The sequence below is a fragment of the Xanthomonas citri pv. citri genome (genome assembly GCF_000961215.1).
GTDB classification, from domain to species: domain Bacteria; phylum Pseudomonadota; class Gammaproteobacteria; order Xanthomonadales; family Xanthomonadaceae; genus Xanthomonas; species Xanthomonas cissicola.
Window position 1 is genome coordinate 3196320 of the sequence record NZ_CP008998.1, and the last position, 13965, is coordinate 3210284.

General features: G+C 63.3%; 7 protein-coding genes. 4 read left to right on the forward strand and 3 right to left on the reverse strand.

What is annotated here, in order from left to right; genetic code table 11:
* Positions 1–242: 242 nt before the first annotated feature.
* Entirely contained in the window at positions 243–3320 is a 3078-nt protein-coding gene (locus AMD14_RS14380; RefSeq protein WP_011051797.1) for a TonB-dependent receptor, read from the forward strand.
* Between the two features lie 127 nt (positions 3321–3447).
* On the opposite strand, the gene AMD14_RS14385 is transcribed toward AMD14_RS14380, so the two are convergent.
* Entirely contained in the window at positions 3448–5043 is a 1596-nt protein-coding gene (locus AMD14_RS14385) for a phytoene desaturase family protein (protein ID WP_015463400.1), read from the reverse strand.
* A gap of 451 nt (positions 5044–5494) precedes the next feature.
* On the opposite strand from AMD14_RS14385, the gene AMD14_RS14390 reads away from it, so the two are divergent.
* The 3 genes from AMD14_RS14390 to AMD14_RS14400 all read left to right on the forward strand — a co-directional run bounded on the left by AMD14_RS14390 (position 5495) and on the right by AMD14_RS14400 (position 12283).
* Complete coding sequence (locus AMD14_RS14390) at positions 5495–7597, forward strand: M13 family metallopeptidase (protein ID WP_040147600.1); 2103 nt, start codon at positions 5495–5497, stop codon at positions 7595–7597.
* Between the two features lie 386 nt (positions 7598–7983).
* Positions 7984–10083 (forward strand): M13 family metallopeptidase, encoded by a 2100-nt coding sequence (locus tag AMD14_RS14395; RefSeq protein WP_011051800.1) that lies wholly within the window; start codon positions 7984–7986, stop codon positions 10081–10083.
* Between the two features lie 184 nt (positions 10084–10267).
* A complete protein-coding gene (locus AMD14_RS14400; protein WP_003486881.1) occupies positions 10268–12283 on the forward strand; it encodes a M13 family metallopeptidase in 2016 nt (671 codons plus the stop codon).
* 219 nt (positions 12284–12502) lie between these two features.
* Here AMD14_RS14400 and AMD14_RS14405 read toward each other — a convergent pair whose 3' ends face one another.
* Together AMD14_RS14405 and AMD14_RS14410 are read right to left on the reverse strand one after the other, a co-directional pair.
* Positions 12503–13198, reverse strand: coding sequence for a rhomboid family intramembrane serine protease (locus AMD14_RS14405; protein WP_003486879.1), 696 nt, complete (start codon positions 13196–13198; stop codon positions 12503–12505).
* A gap of 40 nt (positions 13199–13238) precedes the next feature.
* Positions 13239–13646 (reverse strand): MGMT family protein, encoded by a 408-nt coding sequence (locus AMD14_RS14410; RefSeq protein WP_011051802.1) that lies wholly within the window; start codon positions 13644–13646, stop codon positions 13239–13241.
* Positions 13647–13965: the final 319 nt, after the last annotated feature.

Below are 13965 nucleotides of genomic sequence, written 5' to 3' on the forward strand. Positions count from 1 at the left end.
GCGACGCAATCTGTATCGAACGTAACTATTAATCCGAGAGCCCGCTCCAGGTCGTTTGCCCAGGTGTGCGACACAACGCCATTTTGTGCCGAATTCCTCACTTCCGATGCGGATTTGAGTTATTTCATTAACAAATCATGTCGGATGCTTGCACTCGGTAGCAGGCATTCATTACGTTCGGGTTAAGGCCATCTGACTCCCCGATGACCGCCCTTATCCGAACTCCAGTTGAAAGGTCAGGAATGAGCAATCAGTTTCGTCGCCAAGTCCTCAAACGCACCGCCCTTGCTGTCGTGCTCGGTGCTTGCCTAACCAACGGCGCGGTCTATGCGCAAAGCACCACCGGCAGCATTTACGGCAGCGCCCCGTCCGAAGCCGGCAGCACGATCGTGGTGCAGAGCGACACCGGTCTCAGCCGCACCATTACGGTGGATGCCAATGGCCGCTACAACCTCGGCTCGCTGCCGGTGGGCGCCTACACCGTCACCCTGAAGCGCGGCGATCAGGTCGTCGACACCCGCAAGAACGTGCAGCTGCGCGTCGGCTCGGGCACCGAGGTCTCCTTCGGTGGCGCGGCCGCATCGGGCGGCAATGCCGATGCAACCACGCTCGGTGCGATCACCGTCACCGCCGCCAACGCGCCGAAGATCGATGTCAGCTCGACCAGCTCGCGCTCGGTGATCACGTCCGAGCAGTTGGCTACGCTGCCGCTGGGCCGTAGCGCCGAAGCGATTGCGTTGCTGGCGCCGGGTGCCATATCCGGAAGCGGTGCGTTCAACAATGGCTCGCGCTCCACGATCTCCTTTGGCGGCGCAGGTGTCACGGAAAACGCTTATTACATCAACGGCGTCAACGTCACTAATCCCTTCAATAATCTTGGGGGCTTGAGCCTTCCCTACGGTGCCATCGACCAGCAGGAAACCTATACCGGTGGCTACAGCGCCAAGTACGGCCGTTCCACCGGCGGCGTGATCAGCCAGGTCGGCAAACGTGGCACCAATGAGTGGCACTTCGGCGCGCAAGCGGTGTGGGAACCGAAGTCACTCGCCAGCTCACGCGGCGATGCGTGGTACCCGAACAGTACGCTGCCCGAAAATTATGGGTATGAGGACGACACCTTGCCCGGCACTATCTACCGCCGCGGTAAAGACGATGTACAGAGCAGAACGGTGTACAGCGCATATGCTGGCGGTCCGCTGATCGAAGATCGGCTGTTCTTGTTCGTCGCGGGCGAGTCCGACAAGGTCGACGGAGCGACCACAAACACTGCCACGGCGGCAGGCAATCAAGGCCGCAACCACTACGACAATAGCTCGCCCAAGTTTTACGGCAAGCTGGACTGGAACATCAACGATAGCAATATCTTTGAATACACACGTATCGAAAACACCGATCGCCGTTCCGGCGTCTACAGCAATTACGATTATTCGACGTACACGGATCAGGGTCCATCCGGACTGTTTACTGACACCTACAAGCTGAAGGACAGCGTCGATATCCTGAAGTTCACCAGCTACCTCACCGACGACCTGACCTTTAATGCGACCTGGGGCCGCGACACCCAGCACAATCAACAGTGGAACCCCGGGGCGTCGTCGTTGCCCAATATCGCCAGTTCGAATCTGCAAGATCCGACGATCACGGGTGGCAGGCGCATCATCAATGATCAGGCCACGACCACGGTCAAGGCACGCGACCCCATCAATAAGAGCCGCAATCTACGACTGGAGTTGAACTATCGCCTGGGCGACCACGACCTGACCGCAGGTGTGGACAACATGTACTTCAACGCCTACGACGAAGGCGTGTTCACCAGCGGTCCGGGCTATCGCTGGATCTATGGCAAACAGGACGATCCCACCCAAGCGATCAATGGCGCTCTCGGTGTTGGTCCATCGGGCGGTCAGGGCTACTTCGTGAACCGCCGTATCTTTACCACGGTCACCAGCATGTCGGTCGAGCAGAAGGCCTACTACCTTGAAGACCGTTGGCAGGTCAGCGACAACTGGCTGCTGACATTGGGCATCCGCAACGACAAGTTCACCAACTACAACAGCGATCACGTGGCTTACGTGGACAGCGGTGACCAATGGGCTCCGCGCCTGGGCGTCAGCTGGGACGTTTTTGGCGACTCTTCTTTCAAGGTATTTGCCAACGTCGGCCGGTACTATTTGGCGTTGCCGAATCAGGTTGCCATCCGCGGAGCATCCGCCTCGACGTATACCAATGAGTACTTTAGTTACTCGGGGATCAACGCCAATGGTGAGCCAACCGGCCTCACGGCACTCGGCCCGGGCCCTGTTTCTTCCAACGGAGAATATGGTGAAGCGCCGGATCCGAACTCGTTCGCTCCAAGCGATCTGAAGTCGCAGTATCAAGACGAGTTCCTGGTCGGCTTCGAAAAGACACTCGGCGAGAAGTGGAATTCGGGCGCCAAAGTCACCTACCGCAAGTTGCAGACCGCGATCGATGATGTCTGCGATCCAGGACGAATGTACGATGCGCTCGAAGCGGCTGGCGGCGACCCGAGCAGCGTGACCATTCCTGGTTGCGTGATGTTCAACCCTGGTGAAACCAATACCTACAACCTTGCCAACAACGAGGGCTCTGGCTATACCCAGCTGCGTATGTCGCAGTCCGATTGGGGCTTTACGGACAAGGCCAAGCGTAACTACGTAGCCGTGGACCTGTTTATCGAGCATCCTTTCGACGAAAAATGGTATGGCCGCGTCGACTACACCTGGTCGCATCTCTATGGAAATACCGAAGGACAGGTGAAGTCGGATCTTGGGCAAGCCGACATCTCCAAGACACAGGATTGGGATGCGGCACAATTGATGTATTACGCGGGTGGCAACCTAGCCAACGATCGTCGACATCAGTTGAAGGCATTTGGTGCCTATCAGTTCACGCCTGAGTGGCTGGCATCGGCAACGGTGCGCGTCACGTCTGGCACACCGAAGTCGTGCCTGGGTTACTACGAGGGCCCTGACGCCGCAGCTGTGGATTACGACCCGGTGGGCTATGGGTCTGCCTACCACTATTGCTATGGCCAACCTGTATCTCCGGGCGGTGCTGGCGAGACTCCATGGATCAAAAATCTGGATCTAGGCGTCACCTATCGTCCAGGCTTCGCCGATCACAAGCTGGCGTTTTCGCTGAATGTGTTCAATGTACTGAACGACCGTTCGGTCAATCGGATTTCCAGCACCAATGAAGTCACTCGCCGAACCGTATCCAACACTTATGGGCTGGGCACCGAAGCGTGGAGCTACAACCAGCCGCGCTATATGCGCCTAACTGCGTCATACGATTTCTGATCGTCTGATCGCGAGCGAAGGTGAAGTTGGCTCATTTCGCCTTCGTACTGCAAGCGTACTGTCTCTGGCCCCGGTTTTTCCGGGGCCTTTTTTGGCTGCCATCTTTTTGGAGCCATTGCCAACCACCTCACCCACCCAAGATCACCCGCGCCGCGTTATGCCCAGGCGCACCCGTCACGCCTCCACCGGGATGGGTCCCGGAGCCGCACAGATACAGCCCTGGCACCGCGCCGCGATACGCACCCTGGCCCAGTAGCGGGCGTGCGCTGAACAGCTGATTGAGGCTGAGGGCGCCGTGGAAGATGTCGCCGCCAACCAGGCCGAACATGCGTTCCAGATCGAGCGGGCTCAGCACTTGCCGGCCCAGTACCGATGCGGCGAACCCGGGCGCGTAGCGTTCCACCGTGGCGATCATCAGATCGGCCACCTCTTCGCGGTGATCGTCCCACCGCCTGCCGTCGGGCAGTTGCGGGGCCACGTGCTGGCAGAACAGGCTGGCGACATGTTGGCCAGGTGGCGCAAGGGTGTCGTCCAGGGTGCTGGGAATGAGCAGTTCGACCACCGGCTCACGCGACCACCCGAAAGCGCGCGCGTCGTGCCAGGCGCGGTCCATGTAGTCCAGGCTCGGCGCCAGGATGATGCCGGCGGTCAGATGATCGCCATTGCCGGGTAATGCCGCGAAGTCCGGCAGGCGCGAGAGCGCGACATTCATGCGGAAGGTGCCCGACCCGCAGCGGTAATGCGCAATACGTTCGCGCGTTGTCGCAGGCACGTCGTCTGGCCGCATCAGGCGCTGATACAGCAGTTTCGGGTTGACGTTGGCCACGACCGCGCGAGCGCGGACGGTTTCGCCGGCGGTCGTGACGACACCGACCGCATGCCCCTGCTCTACCAGCACGCGCTCCACCGCGCAGCCGGTACGCAGTTGCGCCCCGTACTCGCGCGCGCTGGCGGCCATGGCCTGAGTGATCGCGCCCATGCCGCCAATGGCGTGGCCCCACGCCCCCTTGACCCCGTTGCTCTGCCCGAACACGTGGTGCAACAACACGTATGCGGTGCCCGGCGTGTGAGGGCTGGCGTAATTGCCGACGATGCCATCGAAGCCGAACAAGGCCTTGATCGGCGCGCTTTCGAACCAGCGATCCAGATACTCGGCCGCTGAAATCGTGAACAGGTCCAACAGCTCCTGACGCAATGTCAGCGGCAGGCCCTGCAACTGCAGTCCGAGCTTGCCTGCCCGCCATAGCTGCGGCAATGCCTGCAGCCAGCCGCCATCGGTGACATCGGGCGGTGGCTGCAAGGCCAGCGCACGCAATACATCGGCCAGTTGCTCCAATCGCGCTTCGTAGGCGGGCAAGGCAGCCGCATCCCGCGCTGAGAACCTGGCGACGTCCTGTGCCGTGCGCCCTGCCCCGGCAAGCAGATAGTCGCCGTTCGGCAACGGCAGAAAGTTGTTGATGCGTCGCGGCACCACCCGCAGGCCATGGCGCTCCAGTGCCAGATCGGCGATGACCCTGGGCTGCAGCAACGACACCGTGTACGCCGCCACCGAATTGCGGAAACCGGGATGAAACTCCTCGGTCACCGCCGCACCGCCGACCACCTCGCGCGCTTCCAGCACCAGCACCCGTTTGCCGGCCCTGGCCAGATAGGCAGCGCACACCAGCCCGTTGTGGCCGGCGCCGATGATCAGTGCATCCAGGGGTTCAGAGGCGATGGCCATGCACCGGTATATAGCACCGCTCACCCGCGCCCACCATCTGGCAGCGGCAGCGCATGCACGCCCGCCCGTCGCTATCGACGCAACACCGCGCCGGCGCGTGCAGTGGTAGGCGAGGAACAGCCGCTGCAAAGTGCGGATGGTGTTTGCTGCAGCAAGTGCCGCGCTCGATGATTCGAGGTTGAGCACGCCGACGCGTCCAGCCGGCAGCTGCACGTTGTGTGATCGGCAGTGCCGCCGTTGCCCGTTGGCGATGGCGGGGCGGCTCAACTCGTGTAAGGGACCACCGCGCCCCCCAAAAGCTGGTGCCTCGCCCGGCCCCCTACGCCCCGCACCCATGACCTTCGACACCATGCCATCCGGCTGGCGAGGCGTAGAGTGCCGGCCACGGCCCCGGCGACGGGGCTTCCCATTGATGCCTCTGGAGTCCTTCGTGATTCGTACACCTCATTTATTGACGCTGACCCTGGCCGTGGCCACCGCCCTGAGCGGTTGCAAGAAGTCCGAAGACGCCGCACCTGCGGCCCCGGCGGGCGACACCGCGGCCGCTACCCCGGCGGCGCCCAAGGCGCTGACACTGGACCAGAGCAAGCTGCCGGCAGTGAACCAGTTCACCGCGGCCGACCTGGACCCCAACAGCAATGCCTGTACCGATCTGAACGCCTACGCCAATGCCAAGTTCCTGGCCGCCAACCCGGTGCCGAGCGACCGCACCAGCTGGGGCGCGTTCGAGATGCTCGACGAGCGCTCCAATGCGATCCAGCGGCAGTTGGTGGAACAGGCCGCCGCCGACAGCAAGGCCACCGGCGTGGAAAAGATCGTCGGCGACCTGTGGTCGACCGGCATGGACGAAGCCAAGATCAACGCGCAGGGCATCGAGCCGCTGAAGCCGGAACTGGCCGCCATCGACGCCATCAGCGACCAGGCCAAGCTGGTCGACTACCTGCGCAGCAGCGCGGCCAAGGGCAACAACGCGCTTTTCGGCTTCGGCGCCGAAGCGGACTTCAAGAAGTCCAGCCAGAACATCGCCTATGCCATGCAGGGCGGCCTGGGCCTGCCGGACCCGGAGTACTACACCAGCCCCGCCAACAAGGCCAAGCTGGAGGCGTATCAGGCGCACGTGGCCAAGGTGCTGGAACTGTCCGGCGTGGCTGCGGCCGATGCCGCCGCGCAGGCCAAGCAAGTGGTCGCTTTCGAAACCCGCCTGGCCAAGGTCTCCAAGACCAGCACCCAGATGTCGCGCGACGCCTCGCTGGCCTATAACCCGATCTCGCCGGCCGAGGCCGACAAGCTGACCCCGAACTGGTCGTGGACCGAGTTCTTCAAGTCGCAGGGCGTGGCCACACCGGAGATGTTCTCGCTGGCGATCCCGGCCTTCCACCAGGAAGTGAGCAAGATGATCGCCGACACCGACCCGGCGATCTGGCGCGCGTACCTTCGCTTCCACACCGTCGATGGCGCTTCGCCGTTCCTGAGCCAGCCGTTCGTCGATGAGAACTTTGCGTTCTACAACAAGACCATGCGCGGCCAGAAGGAAATCAAGCCGCGTTGGAAGCGCGTGCTGGCCACCATCAACGGCCAGGCCGGCGAAGCGCTGGGCCAGCTGTACGTCAAGGTCGCCTTCCCGGCCGATTCCAAGGCCAAGATGGAAACCCTGGTGACCAACCTGCGTACCGCGCTGAAGGCCCGCATCGAAAAGCTGGACTGGATGAGCCCGGAGACCAAGACCAAGGCCATCGCCAAGTGGGAGAGCTTCACGCCCAAGATCGGCTATCCGGAAAAGTGGCGTGAGTGGAACGGCCTGAGCACCGGCCGCGACAGCTACCTGGGCAACGTGATGGCCGCCCAGGAGTTCAACTACAAGTGGAACCTGTCCAAGATCGGCAAGCCGGTGGACAAGACCGAATGGGGCATGAGCCCGCAGACGGTCAACGCGTACTACAACCCGCTGCAGAACGAAATCGTGTTCCCGGCCGCCATCCTGCAGCCGCCGTTCTTCGACCCGAATGCGCCGGAGGAAATGAACTACGGCGGCATCGGTGCAGTGATCGGCCATGAGATGACCCACGGTTACGACGACCAGGGCAGCCGCTTCGGCGCCGATGGCAACTTCATCCCCGATCCGGGTTGGTGGACGCAGAAGGATCTGGACGCGTTCAAGGCACGCACCGGCAAGCTGGTGGCGCAGTTCGACGGCTACCGCACGCCGGCCGGCGACAAGGTCAAGGGCGACCTGACCCTGGGCGAAAACATCGCCGACCTGGGTGGCCTGAACACCGCCTACGACGCCATGAAGGCCGCCACTGCCGGCAAGGACGACCCCAAGACCGACGGCATCACCCGCGACCAGCGCTTCTTCCTGAACTGGGCCACGGTGTGGCGTCGCAACTTCACCCCGGAAGAACTGGTCGTGCGCCTGAAGACCGACCCGCATGCACCGGCGAACTTCCGCGCCATCGGCGCACCGTCGAACATGCCGGCATTCGCCGCCGCGTTCTCGTGCAAGGCGGGCGATGCGATGGTGCGTCAGGGCGACAAGCAGGTCGTGATCTGGTAATTGCGCAGTCGCGGTAAAACGACGGGCGGCCATCGAAAGACGGCCGCCCGTTTTCTTTGTACGCCCGGTATTTCCCGCATCGTCTTTTCCATATCCGCCAACCGGCGCCAACGACCGATGCAGGCCATGCCCCGGCAATGGATGACCTTTCCTGCACACACACGTCGCCAGACGCATGCCGACCGACGCGTACAACGCACATCCTGCTGCCACGCCATCGCTGCGCCTGGCCGCAAGCGCAGGCTGTACGCAAGACCCGCAAACACCAGCTGCAATGCGGTGCGATCTGCAATCGCGCCTGCATGCAAGCCTCAACAAACCTCAACACGTGCGCTCCTGTTGATGGGTCCGCTTATGCTCGGCGTTTATCCCAGCCACTGGCGCCCATGTCACCGACCAAGACCTCCACGCTTGCCCTTGCCCTGCTGGTCGCCCTGACAGGCTGCCAACGCGAAGCGCAAACCAGCAGCACACCGGAAAAAAACGCAACCTCGGCACCCGCAGCGACGCCAGCGGCAGCGAAACCTGCGTTCGATATCGGCGAACTGGATGCAACCACCAGCGCGTGCCAGAACCTGGACGATTTCGTCAATGGCCGTTGGAAAAAAGCCAATCCCATCCCGGCCGACCGCACCAGTTGGAGCGTCACCGACGTGCTCGTGGAGAACAGCCTGACCACCCAACGCCAGATTGTCGAAGACGCCGCAACGCAGTCGGGTACCCAACCCAATCCTGTCGCCCACAAGATCGGCATGCTGTATGCCTCGGGCATGGATGAAGCGGCCATCGAAGCGGCTGGCGACCAGCCGATCAAGCCACAGCTCGACGCCATCGCCGCGCTGACCTCAGGCAAGGACGTTGCCGACTACATCACTCATCGTTTTGCCGAAGGCGATAAGCATGTCTTCGACTTCGGAGCGGCTGCCGACTTCAAACATGCAGACAGGCAGATCGGGTTCGCGCAGGAAGATGGGCTAGGCCTGCCGACCAAGGAGTACTACACCGCGCCCGAATACGCGCCCATTCGGAAGGCATATCTGGCGTATATCGCCAAATCCTTCGAACTCACCGGCAGCACCGCCGATGCCGCCAAGGCGCAGGCGAGCCAGGTCCTGGCGCTCGAAACGCGGCTGGCGGCCGCCTCGCTCACGCGCACCGAGGCGCGCGACCCCAAGAACCAGTATCACTTCGTCAGCACGGCCGAGGCCGACAAACTCACGCCGCACTTTGCATGGAGCAATTTCTTCGCTGTGCAAGGCCTCGACGGCGGTGCCGGCTTTTCCCTGTCGCAGCCGCGGTTCTTCGCTGAATTCGATCGTCAGCTGGCGAATGCTCCGATCGCACAATGGCAGGCCTACCTGCGCTTCCACACCATCGACGATGCATCCAGGCAGCTCAGCAAGGCGTTCGTCGACAACAACTTCGCCTTCTACGGCAAAACGCTATCCGGGCAACCCGAACAGCAGCCACGTTGGAAACGCGTATTGCGCACGGTCAACGGCGCAATGGGCGAAGGGCTGGGGCAACTCTACGTCGCCAAGGTGTTCACGCCGGAAGCAAAACAGCGTGCCAGCGACTTGGTCGACAACGTGCGTGCCGCGCTCAAGGCACGCATCGAACGCGTCGACTGGATGAGCCCGGAAACCAAAGCCAAGGCCATCGCCAAGTGGCAAACATTCCTGCCAAAAATCGGCTACCCCGACACCTGGCGCGACTGGTCGGGGCTGGAGATCGTGCCCGGCGCGTATTACCGCAACCTACAGGCGGCAGCGAAGTTCAACTATCACGACGACATCGCCCGGATCGGTAAACCCACCGACCGCATGCGTTGGTCGATGACGCCGCAGACCGTCAATGCGTATTACAACCCCAGCACAAATTCCATCAATTTCCCGGCCGGAATTCTGCAGCCGCCGTTCTTCGACGCCAGCGCAGACGATGCCTTGAACTACGGCGGCATCGGCGCGGTGATCGGGCATGAAGCCACGCACGGCTTCGACGATGAGGGCAGGCAGTTCGACGGCGCCGGCAACAATGTCGACTGGTGGACGCCGCAGGATCGCAAGGCCTTCGAGCAGCGTGCCGACCGACTGGTCAAACAGTTCGATGCCTACGTGCCGCTACCCGACCACCCTACGGTGCACGTCAATGGCAAGCTCAGCCTGGGCGAGAACATCGCCGATCTGGGCGGCCTCAACGTCGCCTACGATGCGTTGCAGGCAGATCTGCGCGCGCACCCGGAACGCGCCATCGCGATCGACGGGTACAGCCCGGATCAACGCTTTTTCCTGAACTACGCACGCACTTGGCGTGGGCAGACACGCGAGCAGCAGCAGCTGGTCTACCTGGCGAGCGACCCGCATGCGCCGGACAACCTGCGCGCCATTGCCCCGCCCTCGAACATGCCCTCTTTCGCCAAGGCATTTTCCTGCAAGGCCGGCGATGCGATGGTGCGGCCAGAACAAGACCGCGTGGTGATCTGGTAAGCCTGCACAGGCGGCGGCTGCAAGCGCTTCCACCACGATGGCGCCCGGCACAGGCCCGCACGCGCGGGCCTGTCGCATTCATGCAAGCGGCCGGCAGCGAGCACGAACCGGCGCGCGCGCCTGCCTGCGCGGCACGCAGCCTTGCTAAACTCCGCCGACTTCAATCTGGCCACCCTTCTTCTCGATGCCCACCATTCGTCCGCTTGCCCTCGCTCTTGGCTTCAGCCTGATCTCGCTGCTGTCCGCCCCCGACGCCGACGCCGCTCGCAAGAAGAAGGCCGCGGCGCCCAAGGCTCCGGCCGTCTCGGCGGCCTGCACCAATTTCTACGACTACGCCAACGCCAGCTGGCTCAAGGCCAACCCCGTGCCGCAGGCCGGCGCCGTCACCGCGCTGGGTCAATTGTCCGAGCGCGCCCTGCAGCAGCAGCGCGAGTTGCTCGACGCATCGATGAAGTCCCCGCAGGGCAACGTGCAGAAGCTGCTTGGCGATTTCTGGGCCAGCGGCCTGGACGAGGCGGCTGTCGAAAAGGACGGCTCCAACCCGATCGCCCCCCTGCTCTCGCGCATCGACGCGATCAAGAAGGCCAAGGATGTGCCCGCTTCCATCGCCGCGTTGCATCAGGTCGGTATTCCGGTCGGCTTCAATTTCGGCCCGGACGTGGACCTGAAGGCGCTCGATCGCCATATCGGCTACTTCATGCAGGGCGGCATGGGCCTGCCCGACCCGGCCTTCTACACCCGCACCGACGCCGACACCCAGGCGCTGATGGGCCGCTACCGCGCCTACGTCAAGCAGATCCTGGCGCTCACCGGCACCGCCGCCGACAAGCTCGACGCCGACGCCGCCTCCGTGCTGCAGATCGAAACCGCGCTGGCGCGTAGCGCGCAGTCGGTGCAGGGCATCAACAACCCGTTCAACAACTACGCACCGATCGCCACCAAGGAACTGGGCAAGCAGTACAAGAACCTGCGCCTGGCCGACTTTCTGGAAGCGCAAGGCGTCAAGGACGACCTGGTGTCGATGGCCGACCCGGCCATGTTCAAGCAACTCGACAGCATGATCGTCAGCATCAAGCCGGACCAGTGGAAGGCCTACCTGCGCTGGCGCGTGGGCGATGCGATGGCGCCGTACCTGTCCAAGAGCTTCCACGATGCCGAATACCAGTTCCGCGGCCGTCTGCTGCGTGGCGATGCGGTGCCGCCGCAGCGTTGGCAGCAGGTGCTGGACGCGATCAACGTGGCCGCCGGCCCGATGCTCGGCCGCGAATACGTGTCGCGTTATCTGAGCAGCGACACCCGTCGCCAGGCCGAAGCCATCGCCGACCAGGTGCGCGATGCGCAGCTGGCCGCGCTGGAGCGCACCGGTTGGGGCAACGGCGAGGTGGTGGCCGAAGCCAAGGCCAAGCTGGCTGCGATGAAGATCGAAGTCGGCGCGCCGCGACGCGACCTGGATTACACCGTGCAGCCGATGGGGCGCGGCAGCTTCGGCGGCAACATGCTGATCGCCTCGACCTGGCGCCACCGCGAAGAGATGAAGCGCATCGGCAAGGGCAACGCCGACCGTCGCTGGGACGTGCTGCCGCAACAGCCGGCGGTGGCCTACGACATCGCGCAGAACCGCCTGATCGTCACTGCCGCCGTGTTGCAGGCGCCGGTGTTGACCACCGGCGGAACGCAGGCGGCGCAGTACGGTGCGTACGGTGCGCTGGTCGCACACGAGATCACCCGTGCGATCGATGCCAAGGGCTCGCTGGTCGATGCCAAGGGTGAATTGCGCAGCTGGTGGACGCCGGCCGAAAAGGCGAGCTGGACGATGCTGACCAACAAGGTCGCCACGCAGTTCTCGGCCTACCCGTATCCGGGCGTGCCCAACGCCAAGGTCAATGGTGCGCAGACCGCCGAAGAGAACCTGGCCGATCTGGCCGGCGTCGAATTGGCCTGGCAGGCATTCAGCAAGGCGCAGCCGGCAGCCACCGAGGCCGACAAGCAGGCCTTCTTCACTGCCTGGGCCGGGCTGTGGGCGCAGCAGTTGTCGCCCAACGAAGCGGTACAGCGCGCAAGCGCCGACATCCGCGCACCGGGCCAGTGGCGCACCAACGGCCCGCTTTCGAACCTGCCCGAGTTCGGTGCAACGTTCAGCTGCAAGGCCGGCCAGCCGATGCAGCGCGTGGATGCGGACCAGATCAAAGTCTGGCGCTGATCCTCGCCGAGGTTAGGCCATCAAAAAAGAGCGCGGATCCCGCGCTCTTTCTTTGTCTGTGGCATTCGCGGGAAAGCGTGTCAGCTACGATCCGTGCTGGCTTCTGCGACGTCCATCCATGTAGGAGCGGCCCAGGCCGCGATGAGGTGTTCCCGATGATGCCCATCGCGGCCAAGGCCGCTCCTACGGATCACGCGCAACGAAGCAGCATTGCCCGACTCAACGCACCACGCGTAACGGCGGCTTGCGCTTCCCACCGCCCTTCCTTCCGCCGCTGCCGCCGAATGGCGACTGGCCGCGCCAGTAGCGGATCATCAGCCAGCCGAACAGCATGCCGCCCAGATGCGCGAAGTGGGCCACGCCAGGCTGCCAACCGGTCGCCCCCAGCAATAACTCGATTGCGCCGAACACGATCACGAAGGTCCGCGCCTTCATTGGAATCGGCGGGAACAGCAGCATCACGCGCTGATTGGGGAACAGCATTCCGTACGCCAGCAGCAAACCGAACACGCCACCCGATGCGCCCACGACCGGCGCACCGCTTTGCGTGAACCAGGCCATCAACAACTGGCACAGCCCGGCGCCGGCCACGCACACGAGGTAGTAGGTCAGAAAGCGCTTCTGGCCCCAGGTCTGTTCCAACGGCGCGCCAAACATGAAAAGCGCCAGCATGTTGAAAAACAGATGGTTGAAGCCGCCATGCAGGAACGCGTAGGTCAGCAGCTGCCACGGCATGAAGCTGGCGCCCGGCGAAAATGCATCGAAGCCGTTGGACAGCGGCCACAACATCAGCCACGACAACACGCTGTCCGATGGCAACACGCCGGCGCCCAGGTCGCCCACCGCCCATTGCAGCAGGAACAAGCCGATGTTGGCGATCAGTAATGCTTTGGTGATGGGCGGTAGTTGAGGCATGGTGGCTTCCTTCGGAATGCTGCCGATGATAACGGCAGGCTTATGAAGGCCCCCACACGGCCGCATCCAGCCGCTGTGCGGCGCTGGCCCGGCGCACACGGCCCCGTTCCACCTGGACGCCCTCGGCGCGCAGGCGCTGGCATTGCTCCCGGTAGCCTGCCGAGCCTTCGGGCAAGGCAATCCGGCCATCGCTACGCAATACGCGATGCCAGGGAAGCTTTGGGTCGTCGTTGCCGCTGAGCACGCGTGCCACCAGACGCGCACGGCCCGGCAGGCCGGCGCGCCGGGCAACTTCCCCATAACCGGCGACCTCGCCCGCGGGAATTGTGCGGATTATCTGGACAATCCGCAGCCGCGCCTGCTCGCCGGACAGTGACTCACCCTTGGAGCCGGCACGCACAGCAGGGCTGGTGGATGGGCGCGACGCTAGATGGCGAGATTTGGACATCGCGCAAGCATGCCAGCTGAGGGGCGTGCGTGTGCGCATCGAACCCTTCCACGCGGAGGGGAGGCTAAAGCCCCTCTCCCTCCGGGAGAGGGGTTGGGGTGAGGGTACGGGCGCAGCCACGCACAGACGATTAGGCAATGCGCTCAGTTGTCATTCGACCCTGGATACCGGCTCGACCAATCTTAAGTATCAGATCGAGTTGAATCGATGAGTCGCGTGTACCGAACCCTCACCCCAACCCCTCTCCCGCAGGGAGAGGGGCTCTCATCCCTTCTACCTGCCGGAGATTGTGCCCCCTCATGGGGAACAGGTGGCGCGC

Excerpts from the sequence above, each read along its gene's own strand:
- AMD14_RS14380 (WP_011051797.1), top strand. The coding sequence starts at position 243 with ATGAGCAATCAGTTTCGTCGCCAAGTCCTCAAACGCACCGCCCTTGCT.
- AMD14_RS14385 (WP_015463400.1), bottom strand. The coding sequence starts at position 5,043 with ATGGCCATCGCCTCTGAACCCCTGGATGCACTGATCATCGGCGCCGGC.
- AMD14_RS14395 (WP_011051800.1), top strand. The coding sequence starts at position 7,984 with ATGTCACCGACCAAGACCTCCACGCTTGCCCTTGCCCTGCTGGTCGCC.
- AMD14_RS14400 (WP_003486881.1), top strand. The coding sequence starts at position 10,268 with ATGCCCACCATTCGTCCGCTTGCCCTCGCTCTTGGCTTCAGCCTGATC.
- AMD14_RS14405 (WP_003486879.1), bottom strand. The coding sequence starts at position 13,198 with ATGCCTCAACTACCGCCCATCACCAAAGCATTACTGATCGCCAACATC.
- AMD14_RS14410 (WP_011051802.1), bottom strand. The coding sequence starts at position 13,646 with ATGTCCAAATCTCGCCATCTAGCGTCGCGCCCATCCACCAGCCCTGCT.